This window comes from Paraburkholderia sp. 31.1 (genome assembly GCF_014397645.1).
Classification (GTDB): Bacteria; Pseudomonadota; Gammaproteobacteria; order Burkholderiales; family Burkholderiaceae; genus Paraburkholderia; species Paraburkholderia tuberum.
The window spans coordinates 20,697-45,356 of record NZ_VZQN01000009.1 but is presented as its reverse complement, the minus strand read 5'-3'; the positions used below and the strand labels follow the sequence as shown (position 1 = coordinate 45,356).

The 24,660-nt window shown below is 61.9% G+C and carries 24 protein-coding genes and 1 tRNA gene; all 25 read left to right on the top strand.

Features of this window, described 5'->3' with window-relative positions; genetic code table 11:
• The first annotated feature begins 135 nt into the window (after positions 1–135).
• The 25 genes from F6X37_RS08470 to F6X37_RS08350 all read left to right on the top strand — a co-directional run bounded on the left by F6X37_RS08470 (position 136) and on the right by F6X37_RS08350 (position 24,587).
• Positions 136–1,560, top strand: a complete 1,425-nt coding sequence (locus F6X37_RS08470; protein WP_187610974.1) for a branched-chain amino acid ABC transporter substrate-binding protein — start codon at positions 136–138, stop codon at positions 1,558–1,560.
• 204 nt (positions 1,561–1,764) lie between these two features.
• Positions 1,765–2,037, top strand: a complete 273-nt coding sequence (gene rpsO, locus F6X37_RS08465; RefSeq protein ID WP_008920609.1) for a 30S ribosomal protein S15 — start codon at positions 1,765–1,767, stop codon at positions 2,035–2,037.
• A gap of 345 nt (positions 2,038–2,382) precedes the next feature.
• A complete protein-coding gene (pnp, locus tag F6X37_RS08460) occupies positions 2,383–4,518 on the top strand; it encodes a polyribonucleotide nucleotidyltransferase (protein ID WP_187610973.1) in 2,136 nt (711 codons plus the stop codon).
• Positions 4,519–4,668: 150 nt separating this feature from the next.
• Positions 4,669–5,685, top strand: coding sequence for an NAD(P)H-quinone oxidoreductase (locus F6X37_RS08455; RefSeq protein WP_187610972.1), 1,017 nt, complete (start codon positions 4,669–4,671; stop codon positions 5,683–5,685).
• A gap of 165 nt (positions 5,686–5,850) precedes the next feature.
• Entirely contained in the window at positions 5,851–6,627 is a 777-nt protein-coding gene (tpiA, locus tag F6X37_RS08450; protein ID WP_187610971.1) for a triose-phosphate isomerase, read from the top strand.
• 82 nt (positions 6,628–6,709) lie between these two features.
• Positions 6,710–7,087 carry a preprotein translocase subunit SecG gene (gene secG / locus F6X37_RS08445; RefSeq protein ID WP_184059328.1) on the top strand — a complete coding sequence of 126 codons (378 nt, stop codon included), beginning with the start codon at positions 6,710–6,712 and terminating at the stop codon, positions 7,085–7,087.
• A 112-nt stretch (positions 7,088–7,199) separates the two neighbouring features.
• Positions 7,200–7,284, top strand: a tRNA-Leu gene (locus F6X37_RS08440).
• A gap of 158 nt (positions 7,285–7,442) precedes the next feature.
• Positions 7,443–7,802, top strand: a complete 360-nt coding sequence (locus F6X37_RS08435) for an NADH-quinone oxidoreductase subunit A (RefSeq protein WP_184059326.1) — start codon at positions 7,443–7,445, stop codon at positions 7,800–7,802.
• Between the two features lie 62 nt (positions 7,803–7,864).
• Entirely contained in the window at positions 7,865–8,344 is a 480-nt protein-coding gene (locus tag F6X37_RS08430) for a NuoB/complex I 20 kDa subunit family protein (protein WP_006052903.1), read from the top strand.
• Positions 8,345–8,364: 20 nt separating this feature from the next.
• Positions 8,365–8,967 carry an NADH-quinone oxidoreductase subunit C gene (locus F6X37_RS08425; protein WP_090803764.1) on the top strand — a complete coding sequence of 201 codons (603 nt, stop codon included), beginning with the start codon at positions 8,365–8,367 and terminating at the stop codon, positions 8,965–8,967.
• Positions 8,968–8,976: 9 nt separating this feature from the next.
• Positions 8,977–10,230, top strand: coding sequence for an NADH-quinone oxidoreductase subunit D (locus F6X37_RS08420; protein ID WP_090803765.1), 1,254 nt, complete (start codon positions 8,977–8,979; stop codon positions 10,228–10,230).
• A gap of 133 nt (positions 10,231–10,363) precedes the next feature.
• Positions 10,364–10,849, top strand: a complete 486-nt coding sequence (gene nuoE / locus F6X37_RS08415; protein ID WP_187610970.1) for an NADH-quinone oxidoreductase subunit NuoE — start codon at positions 10,364–10,366, stop codon at positions 10,847–10,849.
• Entirely contained in the window at positions 10,846–12,174 is a 1,329-nt protein-coding gene (gene nuoF, locus F6X37_RS08410) for an NADH-quinone oxidoreductase subunit NuoF (RefSeq protein ID WP_187610969.1), read from the top strand. The genes nuoE and nuoF overlap by 4 nt, the downstream gene beginning before the upstream one ends.
• A 128-nt stretch (positions 12,175–12,302) precedes the next feature.
• Positions 12,303–14,636, top strand: a complete 2,334-nt coding sequence (gene nuoG / locus F6X37_RS08405) for an NADH-quinone oxidoreductase subunit NuoG (protein ID WP_187610968.1) — start codon at positions 12,303–12,305, stop codon at positions 14,634–14,636.
• Complete coding sequence (gene nuoH / locus F6X37_RS08400; RefSeq protein ID WP_187610967.1) at positions 14,637–15,701, top strand: NADH-quinone oxidoreductase subunit NuoH; 1,065 nt, start codon at positions 14,637–14,639, stop codon at positions 15,699–15,701. It begins immediately after the preceding gene.
• Between the two features lie 15 nt (positions 15,702–15,716).
• On the top strand, positions 15,717–16,205 hold the full coding sequence (gene nuoI, locus F6X37_RS08395; protein WP_090803773.1) for an NADH-quinone oxidoreductase subunit NuoI: 489 nt from the start codon (positions 15,717–15,719) through the stop codon (positions 16,203–16,205).
• A gap of 190 nt (positions 16,206–16,395) precedes the next feature.
• Positions 16,396–17,097: an NADH-quinone oxidoreductase subunit J gene (locus F6X37_RS08390; RefSeq protein WP_187610966.1), complete on the top strand. Its 702-nt coding sequence runs from the start codon at positions 16,396–16,398 to the stop codon at positions 17,095–17,097.
• A gap of 20 nt (positions 17,098–17,117) precedes the next feature.
• Positions 17,118–17,423, top strand: a complete 306-nt coding sequence (gene nuoK, locus F6X37_RS08385) for an NADH-quinone oxidoreductase subunit NuoK (RefSeq protein WP_187610965.1) — start codon at positions 17,118–17,120, stop codon at positions 17,421–17,423.
• A 17-nt stretch (positions 17,424–17,440) separates the two neighbouring features.
• Positions 17,441–19,492: an NADH-quinone oxidoreductase subunit L gene (nuoL, locus tag F6X37_RS08380; protein WP_187610964.1), complete on the top strand. Its 2,052-nt coding sequence runs from the start codon at positions 17,441–17,443 to the stop codon at positions 19,490–19,492.
• A 14-nt stretch (positions 19,493–19,506) separates the two neighbouring features.
• Positions 19,507–20,997: an NADH-quinone oxidoreductase subunit M gene (locus F6X37_RS08375; protein ID WP_090803779.1), complete on the top strand. Its 1,491-nt coding sequence runs from the start codon at positions 19,507–19,509 to the stop codon at positions 20,995–20,997.
• Positions 20,998–21,021: 24 nt separating this feature from the next.
• Positions 21,022–22,494, top strand: coding sequence for an NADH-quinone oxidoreductase subunit NuoN (gene nuoN / locus F6X37_RS08370; RefSeq protein ID WP_187610963.1), 1,473 nt, complete (start codon positions 21,022–21,024; stop codon positions 22,492–22,494).
• Positions 22,494–22,790 (top strand): DUF2818 family protein, encoded by a 297-nt coding sequence (locus F6X37_RS08365; RefSeq protein ID WP_018420024.1) that lies wholly within the window; start codon positions 22,494–22,496, stop codon positions 22,788–22,790. The genes nuoN and F6X37_RS08365 overlap by 1 nt, the downstream gene beginning before the upstream one ends.
• Positions 22,791–22,835: 45 nt before the next feature.
• Entirely contained in the window at positions 22,836–23,426 is a 591-nt protein-coding gene (locus tag F6X37_RS08360) for an NUDIX domain-containing protein (RefSeq protein WP_187610962.1), read from the top strand.
• A 305-nt stretch (positions 23,427–23,731) separates the two neighbouring features.
• Entirely contained in the window at positions 23,732–23,977 is a 246-nt protein-coding gene (locus tag F6X37_RS08355) for a hypothetical protein (RefSeq protein ID WP_090805657.1), read from the top strand.
• Between the two features lie 85 nt (positions 23,978–24,062).
• Positions 24,063–24,587 carry a helix-turn-helix transcriptional regulator gene (locus tag F6X37_RS08350; protein WP_184059308.1) on the top strand — a complete coding sequence of 175 codons (525 nt, stop codon included), beginning with the start codon at positions 24,063–24,065 and terminating at the stop codon, positions 24,585–24,587.
• Positions 24,588–24,660: the final 73 nt, after the last annotated feature.

The window sequence follows — 24,660 nt, the reverse complement described above, 5'->3', positions numbered from 1 at the left end:
TTTGACACGCGCTGTGGCGAAAGAACGGCGTTGCTTGAACGTGCGTCGCCACCAAACGGTAACGGATGCGCCGGCTTGCCTATTCCGTGCGCGTCATCCTATGATCCGCGCTTCGAAGATTCAGAGCGGACGACCATGACGGCGATGTGGCGAGGGGCGGCGGCGGTTGCGCTGACGGCGATTTCGATGGCGGTGGCGGGAGTTGGCGTGGCTGAGGCGGCGAATCCGGCCTCGACGGGCGCGAGTCAGGCGTCCGCGCAGGGGACCGTTCCGCCCACCGGCAAGCCGGGGAGCCGCGCGGCCACGCTGGCGGCAAGCCCGGCCGGTAATCACGCAAGCAAGTCCGCGAGCCTGCCGGCCGGCAAACTCACCGGTACGCCAATCCAGCTCGCGCTGATCGAAGGCATGTCCGGCCCGTTCGCGAACGCGGGCGCGGCAGTCGAGCGCAATCTGCGTTTCGGTGTCGAGCAGGTCAACGAGCACGGCGGCGTGGAGCTCGCGGACGGCGCGCATCCGTTCGAACTCGTCGTGCTCGACAGCAAGGGCAGCACGGAGGAAGCGCTGACGCAATTGCGCGCGGCCGCGGATCGCCATATCGGCTACATCCTGCAGGGCAATAGCTCGGCGGTCGCCGCGGCGCTGATCGGTGCGATCGAGAAGCAGAACAGCCGCGAGCCGGACAACCGCGAACTGTTCCTCAACTACTCCGCCGACGACCCCGCGCTCACCAACGCGGACTGCAGCTTCTGGCACTTCCGCTTCGACGCGCACGCCGGCATGCGGATGGCCGCGCTCGCCGAGGTGATCGAGCGCGACAAGGCGGTGAAAAAGGTGTACCTGCTGAACCAGGATTACAGCTTCGGACACGACGTGAGCAGCCTCGCGCGTTCGACGCTCGCGGCGAAGCGTCCCGACATCGCGGTGGTCGGCGACGAATTTCACCCGATCGGCCGCGTGAAGGATTTCGCGCCGTACATCGCGAAGATCCGCGCGAGCGGCGCGGACGCCGTGATCACCGGCAACTGGGGCAACGACCTGACGCTGCTCGTGAAGGCGGCGCGCGAGCAGGGCCTCGACACGAAGTTCTACACGTTCTACGGCAACAGCCTCGGCGCGCCGGCCGCGCTTGGCGACGCAGGCGTGGGTCACGTGATCGCGGTGGCCGAGTGGCATCCGAATGTCGGTGGCGCGGCCTCCGACGCGTGGTACGCGGCGTTCCGCGCGCGCTTTCCGGCCGCCCAGGACGACTATCCGGTGCTGCGTATGCCACTGATGATCGAAACGCTCACCGCCGCGATGAGCCGCGCCGGCAGCGCCGCTCCGACGGCGGTCGCGAAAGCGCTCGAGGGCATCCGCTTCGACAACGGTATTCACGCATCGTGGATGCGCGCCGATGACCATCAGCTGATCCAGCCCCTCTACGTGATGCAGATGGACAAAGCCGGCACACCCGGCGTGCATTTCGATAACGAAGGGTCGGGCTATGGCTTCCGCACGGTGCTGGCGATACCAGCCGAGCGCACACTATTGCCGACGGTCTGCCGGATGCGGCGCCACTGAGCGCCCGCGAGCGACACTCAATCCGCCTTGCTGGCCCGGGGTTCGCGGCCGGAATCGGCTGTGCTACAATACGCGTCCCGTTGTTGGGCTGGGTTCTGATTCAGTTAATTCAGCCACGAACGGGACTCAGTAAATTGTGAAACGGGTATCCCACGGCACGGCCTTTCTTCCGTGACCGCCTGTCCAGTTATCAAGGAAATTGACATGTCCGCAGTTGAAGCAAGCAAGAAGTCCGAAGTCGTCGCGCAATTCGCACGCGCAGCCAACGACACCGGCTCCCCCGAAGTTCAGGTCGCGCTGCTCACGACCCGTATCAACGAACTGACCTCCCACTTCAAGGAGCACACGAAGGATCACCACAGCCGCCGCGGTCTGCTGCGCATGGTGAGCCGCCGTCGCAAGTTGCTCGACTACCTGAAGGGTAAGGACGCGGATCGTTACCGCAGCCTGATCGAGAAGCTGGGTCTGCGTAAGTAATCGGCCAGTCGTTCAGCAAGATGCCTGTGTCAGTTTCGCTGATACAGGCATTTTGTTTTTGCGCGGCGCGCTTCGTGTAACGCGCACCGCCTGTGATCCGCGGCGTATGCCGGTTCGCGCGGCGTCTACGGGCAAGCGTAGTAGGAGTAGCAGAACAGCAGTAGAAGAAGCAGTAACAGGAAACAAGGCCGGGCTTCAGGGCGGAGTTTTGTGTCATTCCAGCGGTTCGCGCGCAGTCGCAGCACGTGGCTCTCTGGAATGGCATAGCACGACTCTTCCCATGCGGCGCCGGCTTGGCGTTGCCGCGCCGCTCCGGTCCGCGCGGCATTACGATGAGGAAAAGCAATGACTATGTTCAATAAGATCGTCAAAGAGTTTAAGTGGGGGCAGCACAACGTTCGCCTCGAAACCGGTGAAATCGCTCGCCAGGCGGGCGGCGCGGTGATCGTCGACGTCGAAGATACCGTGGTGCTCGCCACCGTGGTCGGCGCGAAGACCGCGAAGCCGGGCCAGGACTTCTTCCCCCTCACCGTCGATTACATCGAAAAGACTTACGCCGCCGGCAAGATCCCGGGTGGCTTCTTCCGTCGCGAAGGCCGTCCGTCGGAAGGCGAGACGCTGATCTCGCGCCTGATCGACCGTCCGCTGCGTCCGCTCTTCCCGGAAGGCTTCTACAACGAAGTGCAGGTCGTGATTCACGTGCTGTCGCTGAATCCGGAAATCCCCGCCGACATCCCTGCGCTGATCGGCGCCTCGGCGGCGCTCGCGGTGTCCGGTCTGCCGTTCAACGGCCCGGTCGGCGCGGCGCGCGTGGCCTACATCAACAACGAATACGTGCTGAACCCGACGCGTCCGCAGATGAAGGAATCGGCACTCGACCTCGTCGTCGCCGGCACGGAACGCGCGGTGCTGATGGTCGAATCGGAAGCGCAGCAATTGAGCGAAGAAGTGATGCTCGGCGCCGTCGTGTTCGGTCACGAGCAGATGCAGACCGCGATCGACGCGATCCACGAACTCGTCCGCGAAGGCGGCAAGCCCGAGTGGGACTGGCAGCCCGCCGCAAAGAACGAAGCGCTGATCGCACGCGTGACCGAACTCGCGCAGGCCGATCTGCTCGCCGCTTACCAGATCCGCGACAAGCAGGCTCGCTCGACCAAGCTGAAGGAAGTCTACGCGGCGAGCTCGGCGAAGCTCGAGGAAGAAGCGGCGGCAGCGGGCACCGTGGCGGCCGACAAGGCGTCGGTCGGCAACGTGCTGTTCGACATCGAAGCGAAGATCGTCCGTACGCAGATCCTGAACGGCGAGCCACGTATCGACGGCCGCGACACGCGCACCGTGCGCCCGATCGAAATCCGCACCGGCGTGCTGCCGCGTACCCACGGCTCGGCGCTGTTCACGCGCGGCGAGACGCAGGCGATGGTGGTCGCGACGCTCGGCACGAAGGGCGACGAGCAAAACATCGACGCGCTCGAAGGCGAGTACCGCGAACGCTTCATGCTCCACTACAACATGCCTCCGTTCGCGACGGGCGAAACGGGCCGCGTCGGTTCGCCGAAGCGCCGTGAAATCGGTCACGGCCGTCTCGCCAAGCGCGCGCTCGTCGCCTGCCTGCCGAGCGCCGACGAGTTCGGCTACTCGATCCGCGTCGTGTCGGAAATCACCGAGTCGAACGGATCGTCGTCGATGGCTTCGGTGTGCGGCGGCTGCCTCGCGCTGATGGACGCCGGCGTGCCGATGAAGGCGCACGTCGCCGGTATCGCGATGGGCCTGATCCTCGAAGGTAATCGCTTCGCGGTGCTGACCGACATTCTCGGCGACGAAGATCACCTCGGCGACATGGACTTCAAGGTCGCGGGTACGGAACAAGGCGTGACCGCGCTGCAGATGGACATCAAGATTCAGGGCATCACGAAGGAAATCATGCAGGTCGCGCTCGCGCAGGCGAAGGAAGGCCGCATGCACATCCTCGGCAAGATGACCTCGGCCGTGGCCGGCGCGAACACCCAACTATCGGAGTTCGCACCGCGCATGATCACGATCAAGATCAACCCGGAAAAGATTCGCGACGTGATCGGCAAGGGCGGCTCGGTGATCCGGGCGCTCACCGAAGAAACCGGCACGACGATCGACATTTCGGATGACGGCGTCGTCACGATCGCGAGCACGAACAGCGAAGGCATGGCCGAAGCGAAGCGTCGTATCGAAGCGATCACGATGGAAGTCGAAGTGGGCCAGGTGTACGAAGGCACCGTGCTCAAGCTGCTCGACTTCGGCGCGATCGTGAACATCCTGCCGGGTAAGGATGGTCTGCTGCATATCTCCGAGATCGCGAACGAGCGCATCAAGGACATCAACGACTATCTGAAGGATGGCCAGCAGGTGAAGGTCAAGGTCATCCAGACGGACGAGAAGGGTCGTGTGCGTCTGTCGGCGAAGGCATTGCTGAACGACGCGCCGCAAGGCGAGCCGACGCCGCAGTAAGGCGGTAGCGGACAAACGGCCGGCCGTGTCATGCGCGCCGGCCGTTTTTCATGCAGGATGGATTGCGTTGCGCATTCGAATCGCAGCGGTGCGCTACGGCAGACGGCAGCAACGGGTAGGTAACGCAATCCAATCTTGGAGTTGACGCAGATGAAAGCGATCGAAATCACTGAATTCGGTGCGCCGGAAGTCCTCAAGCTGGCGGAGCGTCCGACGCCGCAGCTCAAGGCTGGCGAGGTGCTGATCAAGGTGGCGGCATCCGGCATCAATCGTCCGGACGTGTTTCAGCGCAAGGGCGGCTATGCGCCGCCGCCGGGAGCGTCGGATCTGCCGGGGCTGGAGGTGGCGGGCGAGATCGTCGGCGGCACGATCGACGCGAAGAACAACCCGTTTGGTCTGAAGATCGGCGATCGCGTGTGCGCGCTGCTCGCGGGCGGCGGCTACGCGGAATTTGCGGCCGCGCCGCTGCTGCAATGCCTGCCGGTGCCGACGGGGTTGTCGGATATCGAAGCGGCTTCGCTGCCCGAGACGTTTTTCACGGTGTGGAGCAACGTCTTCAATCGCGCGCAGCTCGGCCAGGGCGAGGGCGGTGCGAATGAAACGCTGCTCGTGCAGGGTGGTTCGAGCGGCATCGGCGTGACGGCGATCCAGATTGCGCACGCGCTCGGCTTCCGTGTGTTCGCGACCGCGGGTTCGGACGAAAAGTGCCGCGCGTGCGAAGCGCTCGGCGCCGAACGCGCGATCAACTACAGGACTGAAGATTTCGTCGAAGTCATCAAGTCGCTGACCAACGATCGTGGCGTCGACGTGATCCTCGACATGGTGGCAGGCAGCTACGTGCCGCGCGAATTGTCGGCTCTCGCCGACGGTGGCCGTATCGTACTAATTGCGCTGCTCGGCGGCGCGAAGGCGGAGCTGAACCTGAACGAAGTGTTGCGTCGCCGTCTGACGGTGACCGGCTCGACACTGCGACCACGGCCGATCGAGTTCAAGGCGCAGATCGCCGCGCAACTGAAGGAGCGCGTGTGGCCGCATCTCGAAGCTGGGCGCATCAAGCCGGTCGTGCATCGCGTGTTTCCGGCCGCCCAGGCTGCCGACGCGCATGCGCTGATGGAAAGCGGCACGCACGTCGGCAAGATCGTGTTGACGTGGGGTAAGGAGGCTTGACGTCATCGGTTTGACCCGATCCACCCCACGCAGTAAAATTGCGCGTTTTGCGCGCGCCGGATCAATCCGACGAGCGGGCCGCGAGCGCAGGAACAAACTGCAGCGAGGCGCGAGCGAAGTCCGCCGGCAGCAGGCCGGACTGGCAAGACAGGACAATACGAGACGATGTCGAATCAACAACGAGCCAAACTGGTAGTCGGTAACTGGAAGATGCATGGGCGGCTCGCCGCCAACGCCGCGTTGCTGCAGGCAGTGGCACAGGGCGCCAGTGAATTGCCGGCCGACGTGCGCGTCGGTGTGTGCGTGCCGAGCCTCTATCTCGGGCAGACTCAGTCGCTGCTCGAAGGCAGCCCGGTCGTGTGGGGCGTGCAGGACGTGTCCGCGTTCACGCATGGCGCCTATACCGGCGAAGTGGCTGCGCCGATGGTGACGGACTTCGGCGCCACGTTTGCGATCGTCGGGCACTCGGAGCGCCGCGCGTATCACCGCGAAAGCGCCGAACTGGTCGCGGTGAAAGCGCAGCGTGTGCTCGAGGCGGGTTTGACGCCGATCGTGTGCGTCGGCGAAACGCTCGAAGAACGCGAAGCGGGTTGCACCGAGCAGGTCGTCGGCGGTCAACTCGACGAGGTGCTCGCGAAGCTGTCGGCTCAGGAAGCGGCTCGCCTCGTCGTCGCGTATGAGCCGGTGTGGGCAATTGGCACCGGCAAGAGCGCATCGGCGGCACAGGCGCAGGCCGTGCATGGGTTCCTGCGCGCACGTCTTGCGGCCAAGGGGGCGGCGGAAGTGCCGTTGCTATACGGCGGCAGCGTTAAGCCGGACAACGCGGAAGAACTGTTCCGTCAGCTCGATATCGACGGCGGCCTGATCGGCGGCGCGTCGTTGAAAGATCAGGATTTCCTGGCGATCTGCAAGGCGGCCGCTGCGACCAGCGTAGCTGGTTAAGCTGGGCGTCTCGGCGAGGATGACTCCATTTCGCGCAACACACAGTGTGCGGCGCGGTTAAATAAAGACTCAGGTGAGTGTGATGCTGTATTTGAAAACATTGATTATCGTCGTTCAGTTGTTGTCGGCGTTCGGGGTCATCGGACTTGTGTTGCTGCAGCACGGCAAAGGTGCCGATATGGGCGCGGCTTTCGGCAGCGGCGCGTCGGGTAGCCTGTTCGGTGCGACGGGTTCGGCGAACTTCCTGTCGCGTACCACGGCAGTGCTCGCAGCGCTGTTCTTTGCCACGACACTGGCACTCACTTACCTTGGTGCGTATCACGTGAAGCCCTCGGCAGGCGTGCTGGGCGCGGCAGCTACTGCGCCGGTCGCGGCTTCGGCGCCGGCTGCGGGCTCGGCCCCGGTGGCGGCAGCACCGGCTTCGCCTGCGTCGGTTCCGGCGACGGGCGTGCCGAAATAAATTTTCGGCGGACGTGGTCTTGTGCGTTGAACAATCTGCTTAAGCAAGTTACAATTCAAGTCTTGAAGCGATTCGCGGGTTTTGCAAGTTGTTTTCCCGGATTGCATATAGTGCCGACGTGGTGAAATTGGTAGACACGCTATCTTGAGGGGGTAGTGGCGAAAGCTGTGCGAGTTCGAGTCTCGCCGTCGGCACCAAATGTTATCTAAATGCCAGCCGTTTGCTTCGCTTCGGCTGGCATTTTCACTTCTGGCGTATCGCTGTACGGCTTACGTCATGCGCGTTGAGGAAGTGATTTCGCGTCAGGGGTGCTATGCTCCTGACGGCACTCAGAACCAACCGATTGAGGATTGTCTTGAACCTCGCAGCCTATTTCCCCGTTTTGCTGTTCCTTATTGTGGGCACCGGTTTAGGCGTAGCACTGGTCAGTATTGGCAAGCTCCTCGGTCCCAACAAGCCCGACACCGAGAAAAACGCACCGTACGAGTGCGGCTTCGAAGCATTCGAAGATGCGCGCATGAAATTCGACGTGCGCTACTACCTCGTCGCCATTCTCTTCATCATTTTCGACCTTGAGACCGCATTCCTGTTCCCGTGGGGCGTGGCGTTGCGTGACATCGGCTGGACTGGGTTCACGGCAATGATGATTTTCCTGCTCGAGTTCCTGCTTGGCTTTGCCTACATCTGGAAGAAGGGCGGCCTCGACTGGGAATGATGGATTAATCGCCGGTTTGCGTGGGTGGCCAGGCTTGCCGCCCCGTCTGGAGTGGAAAGCAAATGAGTATCGAAGGGGTCTTGAAGGAAGGGTTTGTCACCACTACGGCGGACAAACTGATCAACTGGACACGCACCGGCTCGCTGTGGCCGATGACGTTCGGTCTTGCGTGCTGCGCGGTCGAGATGATGCATGCGGGCGCTGCCCGTTATGATCTCGACCGTTTCGGCGTGGTGTTTCGTCCGAGTCCGCGTCAGTCGGACGTGATGATCGTCGCCGGCACGCTGTGCAACAAGATGGCGCCCGCTCTGCGCAAGGTTTACGACCAGATGGCGGAGCCGCGGTGGGTGATCTCGATGGGCTCATGCGCGAACGGCGGTGGCTATTATCACTACTCATACTCGGTGGTGCGCGGCTGCGACCGGATCGTCCCGGTCGATGTGTACGTGCCGGGTTGTCCGCCCACGGCGGAAGCGCTGGTATACGGCGTGATCCAGCTGCAAGCCAAGATTCGCCGCACTAACACCATCGCCCGTCAATAAGGCCAACGCCTCCCCACAATATGGCAAGCAAACTCGAGACCCTGAAAGCGAACCTCGAGGCGGCCTTTGGCGGCCTCCTGTTGAGCGTGACCGAGTCGGTCGGTGAATTGACGATCGTCGTCAAGGCCGGCGACTACCTCAACGTGGCAAAGCGTCTGCGCGACGATCGCTCGCTCGGTTTCGAGCAGTGTGTCGACCTGTGCGGCGTCGATTATCAGACCTATGCCGAAGGCGCTTACGACGGCCCGCGTTTTGCGGCAGTGCTGCATCTGCTGTCGGTACAAAACAACTGGCGTCTGCGGCTGCGCGTGTTCGCGCCGGACGACGACATGCCGATCCTGCCGTCCGTCGTCGATATCTGGAATTCGGTCAACTGGTACGAGCGCGAAGCGTTCGACCTGTACGGCATCGTCTTCGAAGGTCACCCGGACCTGCGCCGCATTCTGACCGACTACGGTTTCATCGGTCATCCGTTCCGCAAGGATTTCCCGGTCTCCGGCTACGTCGAGATGCGTTACGACCCGGAAGAGAAGCGCGTCGTTTATCAGCCGGTGACGATCGAGCCGCGGGAAATCACGCCGCGCGTGATCCGCGAGGATCGCTATGGCGGTCTGAAACACTAAGAGAACGTCATGGCAGAGATCAAGAACTACACGCTCAACTTTGGTCCGCAGCACCCGGCAGCGCACGGTGTGTTGCGTCTCGTGCTCGAACTCGACGGCGAAGTGATCCAACGCGCCGATCCGCACATCGGTCTGCTGCATCGCGCGACTGAAAAGCTCGCCGAAAGCAAGACGTTCATCCAGTCGGTGCCGTACATGGACCGTCTCGACTACGTGTCGATGATGGCCAACGAGCACGGCTACGTGCTCGCCATTGAAAAGCTGCTCGGCATCGACGTGCCGCTGCGCGCGCAATACATTCGTGTGCTGTTCGACGAAGTCACGCGCGTGTTGAATCACCTGATGTGGATTGGCTCGCACGCGCTCGACGTCGGTGCGATGGCGGTGTTCCTGTATGCGTTCCGCGAGCGCGAAGACCTGATGGACGTGTACGAGGCGGTGTCGGGCGCGCGCATGCACGCGGCCTACTATCGCCCGGGCGGCGTCTATCGCGATCTGCCTGACGCAATGCCGCAATACAAGGCGTCGAAGATTCGCAATGCGAAGGCGTTGTCGAAGATGAACGAAAACCGTCAGGGTTCGCTGCTCGACTTCATCGACGACTTCTTTACGCGCTTCCCGAAGTGCGTCGACGAATACGAAACGCTGCTCACCGACAACCGGATCTGGAAGCAGCGTCTGGTTGGTATCGGCGTGGTCAGCCCGGAGCGCGCGCTGCAGCTCGGCATGACCGGCGCGATGCTGCGTGGCTCGGGCATCGAGTGGGATCTGCGCAAGAAGCAGCCGTATGAGGTTTATGACAAGCTCGACTTCGACATTCCGGTCGGCGTGAATGGCGACTGCTATGACCGCTATCTGGTGCGCGTCGAAGAAATGCGCCAGTCCACGCGTATCGCGAAACAGTGCATTGAGTGGCTGCGCAAAAATCCGGGCCCGGTAATGACGGACAATCACAAGGTTGCGCCGCCGTCGCGCGTCGGCATGAAGTCGAACATGGAAGATCTGATCCACCACTTCAAGCTGTTCACCGAAGGCTTCCATGTGCCCGAAGGCGAGGCGTATGCCGCAGTCGAACATCCGAAGGGCGAGTTCGGCATCTATCTGATCTCGGACGGCGCCAACAAGCCGTATCGTTTGAAGATCCGCGCCCCGGGCTATGCGCACCTGTCCGCGCTCGACGAAATGGCGCGCGGCCACATGATCGCCGACGCCGTGACGATCATCGGCACGCAGGACATCGTGTTCGGCGAAGTGGATCGCTAGGACGTATTCATCGACGCGCGTCTGCGGTCGTCGCACCGCCACGCGGGTCAAGCAAAGGAACGCCGGGTCTGTCGCAGTATGACGTGAGCGACAGGTTTTCGTTCGGTAGGAATTGAAAGAGTCGTGTCTGAAAATGATCTCAGCTGAAGGCCTGAAAGAAATCGATCGTGCGGTCGCAAAGTACCCCGCGGATCAGAAACAGTCCGCCGTGATGTCGGCGTTGGCCATTGCTCAAACGGAGCATGGCTGGCTGTCGCCCGAACTCATGCAGTTCGTCGCGGATTATCTCGGCATGCCGGCAATCGCCGTGCAGGAGGTAGCGACCTTCTACACGATGTATGAGACCTCGCCGGTCGGCAAGTTCAAGATCACGCTCTGTACGAACCTGCCGTGCCAGCTCGGCCCGGACGGCGGTTCCGAAAGCGCCGCTGAATACCTGAAGCAGAAGCTCGGCATCGACTTCGGCGAAACCACGCCCGACGGCAAATTCTCCCTGAAAGAAGGTGAGTGCATGGGTTCGTGCGGCGACGCGCCCGTGATGCTGGTGAACAACCAACGCATGTGCAGCTTCATGAGCCGCGAGAAGATCGACCAGCTGCTCGAGGAACTTTCGAAATGACGTCTTTACACGATCGTCACATCAAACCGCTGATTCTCGCCGGCCTGAACGGCGACAACTGGCATCTCGAAGATTACGTGGCGCGCGGCGGTTACGCCCAGCTGCGCCGTATCCTGGAAGAAAAGATCGCGCCCGAGCAGGTGATCGCCGACGTCAAGGGGTCGGGTCTGCGCGGCCGCGGCGGCGCGGGCTTCCCGACCGGTCTGAAGTGGAGCTTCATGCCGCGTCAGTTCCCGGGCCAGAAGTACCTCGTCTGTAATTCGGACGAGGGCGAGCCGGGTACGTTCAAGGACCGCGACATTCTGCGCTTCAATCCGCATTCGTTGATCGAAGGTATGGCGATCGGCGCGTACGCGATGGGCATCACGGTCGGCTACAACTATATTCACGGCGAAATCTGGGAAGTCTATAAGCGCTTCGAAGAAGCGTTGGAAGAAGCTCGCCGCGCCGGGTTCCTCGGCGACAACATCATGGGCTCTGGCTTTTCGTTTGAGCTGCATGCGCATCACGGTTACGGCGCGTACATCTGTGGCGAAGAAACCGCGCTGCTCGAATCGATCGAGGGCAAGAAGGGGCAGCCGCGCTTCAAGCCGCCGTTCCCGGCGAGCTTTGGCGTGTACGGCAAGCCGACCACGATCAACAACACCGAAACGTTCGCGGCGGTGCCGTTCCTGCTCGCCATCGGCCCGCAGAATTACCTTGAAATCGGCAAGCCGAACAACGGCGGCACGAAGATTTTCTCGGTGTCGGGCGACGTCGAGCGTCCGGGCAATTACGAAATTCCGCTCGGCACGCCGTTCGCGACGCTGATGGAACTCGCCGGCGGCATGCGTGGCGGCAAGAAGATCAAGGCTGTGATTCCTGGTGGTTCGTCGGCGCCGGTGATTCCGGGCGACATGATGATGCAGACCGATATGGATTACGACTCGATCGCGAAGGCCGGCTCGATGCTCGGCTCGGGCGCAGTGATCGTGATGGACGAGACGCGCTGCATGGTGCGCTCGCTGCTGCGCCTGTCGTACTTCTATTACGAAGAGTCGTGCGGTCAATGCACGCCTTGCCGTGAAGGCACGGGCTGGCTGTATCGCGTCGTGCATCGTATCGAGCATGGTCTCGGCCGCCAGGAAGATCTGGATCTGCTGAACTCCGTCGCGGAAAACATCATGGGCCGCACGATCTGCGCGCTCGGCGACGCGGCCGCGATGCCGGTCCGGGGCATGCTCAAGCACTACTGGGACGAATTCGAATATCACGTCGCCCACAAGCATTGCCTCGTCGGCGGTCATGCCGGCATGGCGGCGGCGCCCGAAACCGTGGCTGCCTGAGTCGGGCCGACAGGTTTGGCTGACGGATAACTACCAGACGAACACCTCAACCGCAGGATTCATCGCCCGAAGCGGGCGATGAACACGCGAACGATTGAGCGGTAACAGGTTAAGGAAGATTGACCATCATGGTTGAACTGGAAATAGACGGCAAGAAAGTCGAGGTGCCTGAAGGCAGCATGGTGATCCAGGCTGCGCATAAGGTCGACACCTACATTCCTCACTTCTGCTATCACAAGAAGCTGTCGATTGCGGCCAATTGCCGGATGTGTCTGGTCGATGTCGAGAAGATGCCGAAGGCCGTGCCCGCGTGCGCGACGCCGGTGTCGGCCGGCATGATCGTACGCACCAAGTCGGACAAGGCGGTGAAGGGACAGCAAGCCGTGATGGAATTCCTGCTGATCAACCATCCGCTCGATTGCCCGATCTGCGACCAGGGCGGCGAATGCCAGCTGCAGGATCTCGCCGTTGGTTACGGCAAGTCGTCGTCGCGCTACAGCGAAGAAAAGCGCGTGGTGTTCCACAAGAACGTGGGCCCACTTATCTCGATGGAAGAGATGTCGCGCTGCATCCACTGCACGCGTTGCGTCCGCTTCGGCCAGGAAATCGCGGGCGTGATGGAACTCGGCATGCTGGGCCGCGGCGAGCATGCGGAAATCACGTCGTTCGTCGGCAAGACGGTCGACTCCGAGCTGTCGGGCAACATGATCGACCTGTGCCCGGTCGGCGCGCTCACGAGCAAGCCGTTCCGCTACAGCGCCCGTACATGGGAGCTGTCGCGTCGCAAGTCGGTGAGCCCGCACGATTCCGTCGGCGCGAACCTCATCGTGCAGGTGAAAAACAATCGCGTGATGCGCGTTTTGCCGTTCGAAAACGAAGCGATCAACGAGTGCTGGATTTCGGACAAGGACCGCTTCTCGTACGAAGGCCTCAATAGCCCCGAGCGTCTGACCAAACCGATGCTCAAGCAGGGCGGCCAGTGGGTCGAAACCGACTGGCAGACAGCGCTCGAGTACGTGGTCAAGGGTCTGAAGGGCATCAAGGGCGACCACGGCGCGAACGCGCTCGCGGCGCTGTCGAGCGCGCACAGCACCGTCGAAGAACTGTTCCTGTTGAAGCAGATCGCGCAAGCGGTCGGCACGCCGAACGTCGACTTCCGTCTGCGTCAGTCGGATTTCTCGGCGCCCGTTACTGGCGCGCCGTGGCTCGGCGGCACGATCGCCGATCTGTCGAACGTCGATGCGGCGCTCGTGATCGGCTCGGATCTGCGCCGTGACCATCCGCTGTTCGCCGCGCGTTTGCGCCAGGTCGCACGAGGCGGTTCGGCACTTACGCTGCTCCAGGCCACCAACGACGACGCGATGATCCCTCAGGCGCAACGCGTGGTCGCGGCGCCGTCGGCATGGCTCGAGGTGTTGGCAGGCATCGCCGGTGCGGTGGGCGAAGCGAAGGGCGTCGCATTGCCGGAAGCATTCGCCGGCACACAGCCGACGGACGCGCACAAGCAGATCGCGAAATCGCTGACCACCGGCGAGCATCGCGTCGTGCTGCTCGGTAACGAAGCGGTCCGTCATCCGGACTTCGCGGCGATCCACGCCGCAGCGCAATGGATTGCCGAGGCAACCGGTGCAACGCTCGGTTTCCTGACCGAAGCGGCCAACACGGTCGGCGCGCACCTCGTGAACGCGCTGCCGGGCGAAGGCGGTCTGAACGCGCGCGAAGTGTTCGAGCAGCCGCGCAAGGGCTATCTGCTGTTGAATCTCGAGCCGGAATTCGACACGGCCAATCCGGCGCGGGCGCTTGCGGCGCTGAAGCAGGCCGAAATGGTCGTCGTGATGTCGCCGTTCCAGACCGGCGCCGACTATGCCGACGTGCTGCTGCCGATCGCGCCGTTCACCGAATCGGGCGGTACGTTCGTCAATGCCGAAGGCACGGTGCAGGCGTTCAACGGCGTCGTGCGTCCGCTCGGCGACACGCGTCCGGCCTGGAAGGTGTTGCGCGTGCTGGGCAGCCTGCTCGGCGCGCCGGGCTTCGAATACGACACGGTCGAAGAAGTGCGTGCGGCCGCGCTCGGCGACGGCGAGCTGAAGTCGCGTCTATCGAACCGCACCAGCGTCGCGGTGACGCGCGGCCGGGCCGCGAAGGCGGCGGAAGGCAAGTTCGAGCGTCTCGCGAACGTGCCGATCTATCATGCCGATGCGCTCGTGCGTCGCGCGGAGTCGCTGCATCTGACCGCGGCGGCCCGTACGGCGAATTCGGTCGGCCTGCCGGCTGCGCTGTTCGACAAACTGGGTTTGAAAGAGGGCGACGCGGTGCGCGTTCGTCAGGGCGAGCAAGCGGTGCAGTTGCCGGCCGTGCGCGATGCGAATCTTGCGGAGACGGTCGTCCGCGTATCGGCGGCTACGCCTGCCGGTGCAGCGCTGGGCAGCCTGTTCGGTGAACTGGTGGTGGAGAAGGCGTAAATGAGCTTGTTCGATACGATCAACTCGGGCGGCGCCCAACTTCTCGGTGTGGCATGGCCCACGGTGTGGGCGCTCGTGCGCATCCTGGTGGTGGCCGTCGCGATCCTGCTGTGCGTCGCTTACCTGATCCTGTGGGAGCGCAAGCTGATCGGCTGGATGCATGTGCGTCTCGGTCCGAACCGCGTCGGTCCCGCCGGGCTCTTGCAGCCGATCGCCGACGTGCTGAAACTGCTGCTGAAGGAAGTGATCCAGCCCGCTCAGGCAAGCCGCTGGATCTACATGATCGCGCCGATCATGGTGGTGGTGCCGGCCTTCGCGGTCTGGGCGGTGATTCCTTTCCAGGCGGGCGCGGTGCTCGGTGACATCAACGCGGGTCTGCTATACGCGATGGCGATCTCGTCGATCGGCGTGTATGGCGTGATTCTGGCCGGCTGGGCGTCGAACTCGAAGTACGCGTTCCTCGGCGCGATGCGCGCCGCCGCGCAGATGGTCTCGTACGAAATCTCGATGGGCTTCGCGCTGGTGGTCGTGCTGATGACGGCCGGCACGCTGAACCTGTCGGGCATCGTCGGCTCGCAGGAGCAGGGCTTCTTCGCCTCGCACGGCCTGAACTTCCTGTCCTGGAACTGGCTGCCGCTCCTGCCGATGTTCGTCGTCTACTTCATCTCGGGCATCGCGGAAACGAACCGTCACCCGTTCGACGTGGTGGAAGGCGAATCGGAAATCGTCGCGGGCCACATGATCGATTACTCGGGTATGGCGTTCGCGCTGTTCTTCCTCGCCGAGTACATCAACATGATCGTGATCTCGGCATTGGCTGCAACACTGTTCCTCGGCGGCTGGAGCGCCCCGTTCGGGTTCCTGTCGTTCATCCCGGGCATCGTCTGGCTCGTCGCCAAGGTTTTCTTCCTGTTGTCGGTGTTCATCTGGGCGCGTGCCACGTTCCCGCGCTACCGCTATGACCAGATCATGCGTCTCGGCTGGAAGATTTTCATTCCGGTCTGCGTGGTGTGGCTCGTGGTGGTCGGCTTCTGGATCATGTCGCCGTTGAACATCTGGAAATAAAGGGCGGACGAACCTATGACCGCAATCCAAAACTTCTTCAAGACTTTCTTCCTCACGGAACTCCTGAAAGGCCTCGCGCTGACCGGACGCTACGCGTTCCAGCGCAAGATCACCGTGCAGTTCCCGGAAGAGAAGACCCCGATCTCGCCGCGTTTCCGCGGTCTGCATGCGCTGCGCCGCTATGAAAACGGCGAAGAGCGCTGCATCGCGTGCAAGCTGTGCGAAGCAGTGTGCCCGGCGCTCGCGATCACAATCGAATCGGAAACGCGCGCGGACAACACGCGCCGCACGACGCGCTACGACATCGACCTGACCAAGTGCATCTTCTGCGGTTTCTGCGAAGAAAGCTGCCCGGTCGATTCGATCGTCGAGACGCACATTCTCGAGTATCACGGCGAGAAGCGCGGCGACCTTTACTTCACGAAGGAAATGCTGCTAGCCGTTGGCGACCGCTACGAAGCAGAAATCGCCGCCAACAAGGCAGCCGACGCACCGTATCGTTGAAGCGTTTTCCCGCTTGCTGCAAATGCGGCAGTAAAAGCAGTAACACGGCCTGCTGTCGGGCCGACCGCCGCGGCCTGAACGCCGCGGCACGGCGCACCTGTGTGGCGGTTCTGGCGGTTTCGTCCGCTTTTGCCAGCCACGGGTGCCAAAGAACAATGCCTGACGATGGCCTAACGATGAACCGGTAATCATGGAATTCACGACCGTACTGTTCTACATCTTCGCGCTGCTCCTGGTGATTTCAGGGCTGAAGGTGATCACCTCGCGCAACCCGGTGTCGTCCGCACTGTTTCTCGTGCTGGCGTTCTTCAACGCAGCGGCGATCTGGATGCTGCTGGAGGCCGAGTTCCTCGCGATCCTGCTGGTGCTGGTCTACGTCGGCGCGGTGATGGTGCTGTTCCTGTTCGTCGTGATGATGCTGGACGTCAATCTCGACGTGCTGCGCAAGGACTTCAAACGCTTCGTGCCGATGGCCTCGGCGGTGGGCGCGATCATCGTGATCGAAACCGCGCTGATCCTGTGGCACGGCTACGGCGCGACCACCACGGCGCTGCACGACACGGCCGCGGCTGCCGCTGGCATGGGCGACTGGTCGAACACGCGCCTGATCGGCAAGGTCATCTATACCGACTACATCTTCGCGTTCGAAATTGCCGGCCTGATCCTGCTGGTTGCCATCATCGCGGCGATCGCGCTGACCACGAGCCACAAGAAGGACAGCAAGCGTCAGAACGTCAGCGCACAGGTCAAGGTGCGCGTGCAGGACCGCGTGCGCGTTGTGAAGATGCCGTCAGAGAAAACCGCGGCGACCCTCGCTGCGGAACAGGCGGCTGCCGCGGCTGCCGCGGCAGCTGCAGCAGCAGCCGACTCGGCGCCGGCCAAGAACAGCTGAGCGGACAGGAGATAGAAATCATGTTGACCCTTGCCCATTACCTTGTCCTCGGCGCGATCCTGTTTGCGATCAGCATCGTCGGCATTTTCCTGAACCGCCGCAACGTCATCATCATCCTGATGGCGATCGAACTGATGCTGCTCGCGGTGAACACCAATTTCATCGCGTTCTCGCACTACCTGGGCGACGTGCATGGCCAGATTTTCGTCTTCTTCGTGCTGACGGTTGCGGCAGCCGAAGCGGCGATCGGTCTCGCAATTCTGGTGACCCTGTTCCGTAGTCTCGACACGATCAATGTCGAGGATCTCGATCAGCTCAAAGGTTAATTTCAGGAAAAGCGGTTATGTCCACGATACTCAATGAAAACCTGCTGTTGGCAATTCCGCTGGCACCGCTCGCTGGTTCCCTGATTGCGGGGCTGTTCGGCAAGGCGATAGGGCGGGCGGGTGCGCATTCGGTCACGATCCTCGGCGTCGCGATTTCGTTCATCCTGTCGGTCATGGTCTTTTTCCAGGTGATGGACGGCGCGAGCTTCAACGCTACCGTTTATCAATGGATGTCAATCGGCAAGACCCAGCTCGAAGTCGGTTTCCTGGTCGACTCGCTGACCGCGATGATGATCTGCGTGGTGAACTTCGTGTCGCTGATGGTGCATATCTACACGATCGGCTACATGGCCGACGACGACGGCTACCAGCGCTTCTTCTCGTACATCTCGCTGTTCACGTTCTCGATGCTGATGCTCGTGATGAGCAACAACTTCCTGCAGCTGTTCTTCGGCTGGGAAGCGGTGGGTCTCATGTCGTACCTGCTGATCGGCTTCTACTTCAAGCGTGAGAGTGCGATCTACGCGAACATGAAGGCGTTCATCGTGAATCGCGTCGGCGACTTCGGTTTCCTGCTCGGCATCGGTTTGCTGTTCGCGTTCGCCGGCTCGATGAACTACGGCGAAGTCTTCGCGAAGCGTACCGAACTCGCGGCGCTGAACTTCCCGGGTACCGACTGGGGCCTGCTGACGGTGGCTTGCATCTGCCTGTTCATCGGCGCGATGGGTAAGTCGGCTCAGTTCCCGCTGCACGTGTGGCTGCCGGACTCGATGGAAGGCCCGACGCCGATCTCCGCGCTGATTCACGCGGCGACCATGGTGACGGCCGGTATCTTCATGGTCACGCGCATGTCGCCGCTCTTCGAACTGTCGGATACGGCGCTGTCGTTCGTCATGGTCATCGGTGCGATTACCGCGCTGTTCATGGGTTTCCTCGGGATCGTCCAGAACGACATCAAGCGTGTGATCGCTTATTCCACGCTGTCGCAGCTCGGTTACATGACGGTCGCGCTCGGCGCGTCGGCATATTCGGTCGCCGTGTTTCACCTGATGACGCACGCGTTCTTCAAGGCGCTGCTGTTCCTCGGCGCGGGTTCGGTGATCATCGGCATGCATCACGATCAGGACATGCGCAACATGGGCGGCCTGCGCAAGTACATGCCGATTACGTGGATCACGTCGCTGATCGGTTCGCTCGCGCTGATCGGCACGCCGTTCTTCTCGGGCTTCTACTCGAAAGACTCGATCATCGACGCGGTGAAACTGTCGCATCTGCCGGGCTCGGGTTTCGCGTACTTCGCGGTGGTCGCAAGCGTGTTCGTGACCGCGTTGTATTCGTTCCGTATGTATTTCATGGTGTTCCACGGTGAGGAGCGCTTCCGCAATCCGAAGCACCCGGAATCGCCGATGGGCGCGGAGGCCGAGTCGCATGGGCATGACGACCATGGTCATGGTCACGACGACCACGCTCACGAGCCGCACGAAACGCCGTGGGTCGTGTGGGTGCCGCTCGTGCTGCTGGCGATTCCGTCGATCGTGATCGGCGCGATCGGCGTCGGTCCGATGCTGTTCGGCGACTTCTTCCAGCACGGCGTCGCGTTCGACAAGGTGATCTACATCAGCGAGAACCATCCGGCGCTGCATGAGATGACCGAAGAGTTCCAGGGCTGGGCGTCGATGGGTCTGCACTCGGTGTCGGGCCTGCCTGTGTGGCTCGCGCTCGCAGGCGTGGTGGTCGCATGGTTCCTGTATCTGGTCCGTCCGGATCTGCCCGCTGTCATCAAGCGCGCATTCGGCCCGATCTACACGTTGCTCGATAACAAGTACTACATGGACAAGATCAACGAAGTCGTGTTTGCGCGAGGCGCGGTGGCCATTGGCCGGGGTCTGTGGAAGGAAGGCGACGTGGTCGTGATCGACGGCATCGTCAACGGCAGCGCACGCTTTATCGGCTGGTTCGCGAGCGTGATCCGCTTCCTCCAATCCGGCTACATCTACCACTACGCGTTCGCCATGATCATCGGCATGCTGGGGCTCCTGACCCTGTTCGTAACGCTCGGCGGCAAATAAGGCGAGGGACACCCATGCACGCTTATCCGATTCTGAGCATCGCGATCTGGTTGCCGATCTTCTTCGGTCTGCTGGTCCTCGCGATCGGCAACGACGAGAACCCCGCCCCCGCGCGCTGGATTTCGCTGATCGGCTCGGTTCTGAGCTTCCTCGTCACGCTGCCACTGATCACCAGCTTCGATTCGAGCACCGCCGAGCTGCAGTTCGTCGAGCAGGCGAACTGGATCGAGCGCTTCCACATCACGTATCACCTCGGCGTGGACGGCATTTCGATGTGGTTCGTTGCGTTGACCGCGTTGATCACGGTGATCGTCGTGATCGCGGCGTGGGAAGTGATCACGAAGAACGTCGGCCAGTACCTCGCGGCCTTCCTGATCCTGTCGGGCATCATGGTCGGCGTGTTCAGCGCGGCCGACGGCCTGTTGTTCTACGTGTTCTTCGAAGCGACGCTGATCCCGATGTACATCATCATCGGCGTGTGGGGCGGTGCGAACCGCGTGTACGCGGCATTCAAGTTCTTCCTGTACACGCTGGCGGGCTCGCTGCTGATGCTGGTTGCGCTGATCTATCTGTACAACCAGACCGGCTCGTTCGACATCGCCACGTGGCAGCATGCGCAGATCGCGATGACGCCGCAGGTGCTACTGTTTATCGCGTTTTTCCTGGCCTTCGCGGTGAAGGTGCCGATGTGGCCGGTGCACACGTGGTTGCCGGACGCGCACGTGGAAGCGCCGACCGGCGGCTCGGTCGTGCTGGCCGCGATCATGCTGAAGCTCGGTGCGTACGGTTTCCTGCGCTTCTCGCTGCCGATCACGCCTGATGCGAGCCATTTCCTCGCACCGGTCGTCATCACGCTGTCGCTGATCGCGGTGATCTACATCGGTCTCGTCGCGATGGTGCAGGCCGACATGAAGAAACTGGTCGCGTATTCGTCGATCGCGCACATGGGCTTTGTCACGCTCGGCTTCTTTATCTTCAATCAGCTCGGCGCGGAAGGCGCGATCGTGCAGATGATCTCGCACGGTTTCGTGTCGGGCGCGATGTTCCTGTGCATCGGCGTACTGTACGACCGCATGCACTCGCGTCAGATCGCCGATTACGGCGGCGTCGTCAACGTGATGCCGAAGTTCGCGGCGTTCGTCATGCTGTTCGCGATGGCGAATTGCGGCTTGCCGGGCACTTCTGGTTTCGTCGGCGAATTCATGGTGATTCTGGCTTCCGTCCAGTACAACTTCTGGATCGCGAGTGGCGCGGCAGTCACGCTGATTCTCGGCGCGGCCTACACGCTGTGGATGTACAAGCGTGTGTACTTCGGCGCGGTCGCGAACGACCATGTGAAGAACCTGCTCGACATCGACCGTCGCGAATTTTTCATGCTGGCTGTGCTCGCCGCACTGACGCTGTTCATGGGCCTGTACCCGAAGCCCTTTACCGATGTGATGCACGTATCCGTGGAAAACCTCCTCTCCCACGTTGCCCAATCGAAGCTGCCGTTGCCTCAGTAACGACGAGCGGAGGAATTTAAGACCATGCAAAACGCCCCTATGACTGCTCTGTTGCCCGACGCACTGGTGATGTCCGCCATTGTCATCGCGTGGCTCAACGACACGTTCGTCGGCCAGGAGGGTCGCCGTACCACGTATTTCATCGCGTTCTTCTCGACGCTCGTCGCCGGGATCTGGTTCGCGATCAATGCGTTCGACCCGCAAGTGCATTACTTCTTCGATCACATGTACGTGGTCGATCCGTTCGCCAATGTGATGAAGGCGGTGGTGTCGCTCGGCTATGCGGTGACGATCGTTTATTCGCGTCGCTACCTCGAAGACCGTAGCCTGTTCCGCGGCGACTTCTTCCTGCTCGGCATGTTCTCGCTGCTCGGCCAGATCGTGATGATCTCGGGCAATAACTTCCTGACGCTGTATCTCGGTCTGGAACTGATGTCGCTGTCGCTGTACGCGGTGATCGCGCTGCGTCGCGAAGTGGCGTCGTCGAACGAAGCGGCGATGAAGTACTACGTGCTCGGCGCGCTGGCTTCCGGCTTCCTGCTGTACGGTGTTTCGATGCTGTATGGCGCGACCGGCTCGCTCGACCTGAACGAAGTGTTCAAGGCGATCAGCACGAGCCACTACGATCCGACCGTGCTGCTGTTCGGCGTCATCTTCATCGTGGCGGGCGTGGCGTTCAAGATGGGTGCGGTGCCGTTCCATATGTGGGTGCCTGACGTGTACCAGGGCGCACCGACGGCGATGACGCTCATCGTCGGCGGCGGCCCGAAGGTCGCGGCGTTCGCGTGGGGTCTGCGTTTCCTCGTGATGGGCCTGCTGCCGCTGGCGGTCGAATGGCAGCAGATGCTGGTGATTCTGGCGGCGCTGTCGCTGATCGTCGGCAACATCACCGGGATCGTGCAGCGCAACGTCAAGCGGATGCTCGCGTATTCGGCGATCTCGAACATGGGCTTCGTGCTGCTCGGCCTGCTCGCCGGCGTGGTCGACCAGAAGACCACGGGCGCCGCGAACGCGTACGGCTCGGCGATGTTCTACAGCATCGTCTACCTGATCACGACGCTCGGCACCTTCGGCGTCATCATGCTGCTCGCGCGCCGCGACTTCGAAGCGGACACGCTGGAGGACTTCAAGGGCCTCAATCAGCGCAGCGCGGTATTCGCGTTCGTGATGATGATCATGATGTTCTCGCTCGCGGGTATTCCGCCGGCAGTCGGCTTCTATGCGAAGCTCGCCGTGCTGCAAGCGACGATGAACGCCGGCCTGACCTGGCTCACCGTGCTCGCCGTGATCACGTCGCTGTTCGGCGCGTTCTACTACCTGCGTATCGTCAAGCTGATGTACTTCGACGAGCCGCAAGACAAGTCGCCGATCGTGGCGGACACGAGCACGCGCGCGTTGCTCGCGTTGAACGGCGTCGCCGTGCTGGTGCTCGGTATCGTGCCGGATCCGCTGTTGCGCGCCTGCTTGCAGGCGATCCAGCACACGCTGCTGCTCTGATGTCCGCTGCGGGCTGGTTTATCGTGCTGTTGGCGCTGGTCGGCGCCAACCTGCCGTTCCTGAATCAGCGCCTCTTCGCCGCGGTGCCGTTGAAAGCGGCGAAGAAAAGCGCCTGGCTCCGGATTGCCGAATTGATCGTGCTGTATTTCGTGGTCGGCGCGCTGGGCTTTTTGCTCGAAGCGCGCGCGGGAAATCGCTTCGAGCAGGGCTGGCAGTTCTACGCGATCACGTTCGCGCTGTTCGTCGTGTTCGCTTTCCCCGGCTTTACCTTCCAATATCTCGTCAAACGCCGCTGACGGCGTCCCGCCGTCGCGCGCGCCTGGCTGTTCTGAGGTCCGCACATGGCTGAGCTTCCCAATCACGACGCCGCGCTAACCGAGACTTGTATCGACAGCAAGACGGTCCATCAAGGACCGTTCATGACGGTCAAGTACGATACGGTCCGACTGCCCGACGGCAAACAGGCAACGCGCGAATACGTTCAGCATCCGGGCGCCGTCATGGTGATCCCCTTGTTCGACGACGCTCGCGTGCTGCTCGAAAGTCAGTATCGCTATCCGATGGGCAAGGTGATGGTCGAATATCCGGCCGGCAAGCTCGACCCGAACGAGGGCGCGCTGGCCTGCGCGGTCCGGGAACTGCGCGAGGAAACCGGCTATACCGCGCGCGAGTACGTGTACCTGACTCGGATTCACCCGATCATTTCTTACTCGACCGAATTCATTGATATCTATCTCGCGCGGGGCTTGACCGCGGGTGAGCACAACCTCGACGAAGGCGAGTTTCTCGAACTTTTCACCGCGACCGTGGAGCAGGTATCCGAGTGGGTGCGCACGGGCAAGATCACCGATGTGAAGACGATCATCGGTACCTTCTGGCTCGAGAAAGTGCTGTCGGGTACGTGGCCGACCGAGGCGCCCGAAACGGTATAAGTTCGGGTCTGCCCGATAGCTGATCCGCGTTGCAGGTGAACGGAGCCCCTGTTGGTCGATGACCGGCAGGGGCTTTTCATTGGCTTCGCGGTTTCTTTCTGGCTCGAAAAATAAGCCGTCTCCTATGCCATCTGGCTGGCTCGTCGTGGCGCCGGCGGCCGGCTAATATGAACCTCTCGATCACCGAATTCGTCGTCGATTTTGTTTTGGATGACTGAAGTTAAAGATCGCAGTGATCTCATTTCTGCTCCAGCACAGGTTGTCAATTGACAACCTGTGCTGGAGCGACTAAATTGGAGGTCTCGATGGTTCGAGCAAGGCACATGAAGAAAGAGATCGAGGCCGCATTGGCATACGCGGAGCAGCACGGCTGGCGCGTTCAGGACGGCGGAAGAGGTCATGCGTGGGGAAAAATCCATTGCCCGTACAGAGACGCCGAATGTCGTTGCGGGGAGTTCTGTATATCGAGCGTCTGGAGTACGCCGAAGAATGCCGGCAATCACGCCAGGCACTTGCGGCGCATCGTCGGCAACTGCACGGCACGGCGCTAGTGGGTTCGTAGGTATCACGCAGGTATCAAGCAGGTATCAAGCAGGAATCGCAACAACCTGGGCTCAACGAAGACAGGAGTAACGTATGGAATATGTGTTCACGTTGAAATACCGCCTCGCCGCGGAAGAATGCGATGCAGACGCAATCGTCGAGCGGTTGGGCGAAGCGGGGTGCGACGACGCCACGATTGGCGTCGGGCAACCCGGCCGCCTCGGGCTGCTTTTCACCCGTGAAGGCGCGAGCGCGCTCGCGGCTGTCACCAGCGCGCTCAAGGACGTGAAAGGTGCGGTGCCGTCCGCGCAGCTGATCGAGGCGGGACCTGACTTCGTAGGGCTGACCGACGTGGCCGAGGTGGCCGGCGTGTCGCGGCAAAACATGCGCAAGCTGATGCTGAACAACGCAATCGACTTCCCGTCACCGGTCCACGAAGGCAGTGCATCGGTGTGGCATCTGGCGGACGTGCTCGAATGGCTGACCGCGCGCGGCGGGTACGAGATTGAGGTCGGTGTGGCGGATGTCGCAAAACTCGCGAAGCAGATCAATCTGACGAAGGAGGCCCGTCAGATTGAACCGCGTGTGAGCCGTCAACTGAGCAATCTCGTGGCGTAGCAGTGCGCCGCAAGCGGGCCGTAGAGCGGAGCAGATGTGGCACCGCTTACTAGCCGGGCCGCCTTCGGCAGCA

Excerpts from the sequence above, each read along its gene's own strand:
- F6X37_RS08455 (WP_187610972.1), top strand. The coding sequence starts at position 4,669 with ATGAAAGCGATCGAAATCACTGAATTCGGTGCGCCGGAAGTCCTCAAG.
- F6X37_RS08425 (WP_090803764.1), top strand. The coding sequence starts at position 8,365 with ATGGCAAGCAAACTCGAGACCCTGAAAGCGAACCTCGAGGCGGCCTTT.
- nuoF (WP_187610969.1), top strand. The coding sequence starts at position 10,846 with ATGACGTCTTTACACGATCGTCACATCAAACCGCTGATTCTCGCCGGC.
- pnp (WP_187610973.1), top strand. The coding sequence starts at position 2,383 with ATGACTATGTTCAATAAGATCGTCAAAGAGTTTAAGTGGGGGCAGCAC.
- F6X37_RS08365 (WP_018420024.1), top strand. The coding sequence starts at position 22,494 with ATGTCCGCTGCGGGCTGGTTTATCGTGCTGTTGGCGCTGGTCGGCGCC.
- nuoK (WP_187610965.1), top strand. The coding sequence starts at position 17,118 with ATGTTGACCCTTGCCCATTACCTTGTCCTCGGCGCGATCCTGTTTGCG.
- F6X37_RS08420 (WP_090803765.1), top strand. The coding sequence starts at position 8,977 with ATGGCAGAGATCAAGAACTACACGCTCAACTTTGGTCCGCAGCACCCG.
- nuoH (WP_187610967.1), top strand. The coding sequence starts at position 14,637 with ATGAGCTTGTTCGATACGATCAACTCGGGCGGCGCCCAACTTCTCGGT.
- secG (WP_184059328.1), top strand. The coding sequence starts at position 6,710 with ATGCTGTATTTGAAAACATTGATTATCGTCGTTCAGTTGTTGTCGGCG.
- tpiA (WP_187610971.1), top strand. The coding sequence starts at position 5,851 with ATGTCGAATCAACAACGAGCCAAACTGGTAGTCGGTAACTGGAAGATG.
- nuoE (WP_187610970.1), top strand. The coding sequence starts at position 10,364 with ATGATCTCAGCTGAAGGCCTGAAAGAAATCGATCGTGCGGTCGCAAAG.
- F6X37_RS08430 (WP_006052903.1), top strand. The coding sequence starts at position 7,865 with ATGAGTATCGAAGGGGTCTTGAAGGAAGGGTTTGTCACCACTACGGCG.
- nuoI (WP_090803773.1), top strand. The coding sequence starts at position 15,717 with ATGACCGCAATCCAAAACTTCTTCAAGACTTTCTTCCTCACGGAACTC.
- F6X37_RS08360 (WP_187610962.1), top strand. The coding sequence starts at position 22,836 with ATGGCTGAGCTTCCCAATCACGACGCCGCGCTAACCGAGACTTGTATC.
- nuoL (WP_187610964.1), top strand. The coding sequence starts at position 17,441 with ATGTCCACGATACTCAATGAAAACCTGCTGTTGGCAATTCCGCTGGCA.
- nuoN (WP_187610963.1), top strand. The coding sequence starts at position 21,022 with ATGCAAAACGCCCCTATGACTGCTCTGTTGCCCGACGCACTGGTGATG.
- F6X37_RS08350 (WP_184059308.1), top strand. The coding sequence starts at position 24,063 with ATGGAATATGTGTTCACGTTGAAATACCGCCTCGCCGCGGAAGAATGC.
- F6X37_RS08375 (WP_090803779.1), top strand. The coding sequence starts at position 19,507 with ATGCACGCTTATCCGATTCTGAGCATCGCGATCTGGTTGCCGATCTTC.
- F6X37_RS08470 (WP_187610974.1), top strand. The coding sequence starts at position 136 with ATGACGGCGATGTGGCGAGGGGCGGCGGCGGTTGCGCTGACGGCGATT.
- rpsO (WP_008920609.1), top strand. The coding sequence starts at position 1,765 with ATGTCCGCAGTTGAAGCAAGCAAGAAGTCCGAAGTCGTCGCGCAATTC.
- F6X37_RS08390 (WP_187610966.1), top strand. The coding sequence starts at position 16,396 with ATGGAATTCACGACCGTACTGTTCTACATCTTCGCGCTGCTCCTGGTG.
- F6X37_RS08355 (WP_090805657.1), top strand. The coding sequence starts at position 23,732 with ATGGTTCGAGCAAGGCACATGAAGAAAGAGATCGAGGCCGCATTGGCA.
- nuoG (WP_187610968.1), top strand. The coding sequence starts at position 12,303 with ATGGTTGAACTGGAAATAGACGGCAAGAAAGTCGAGGTGCCTGAAGGC.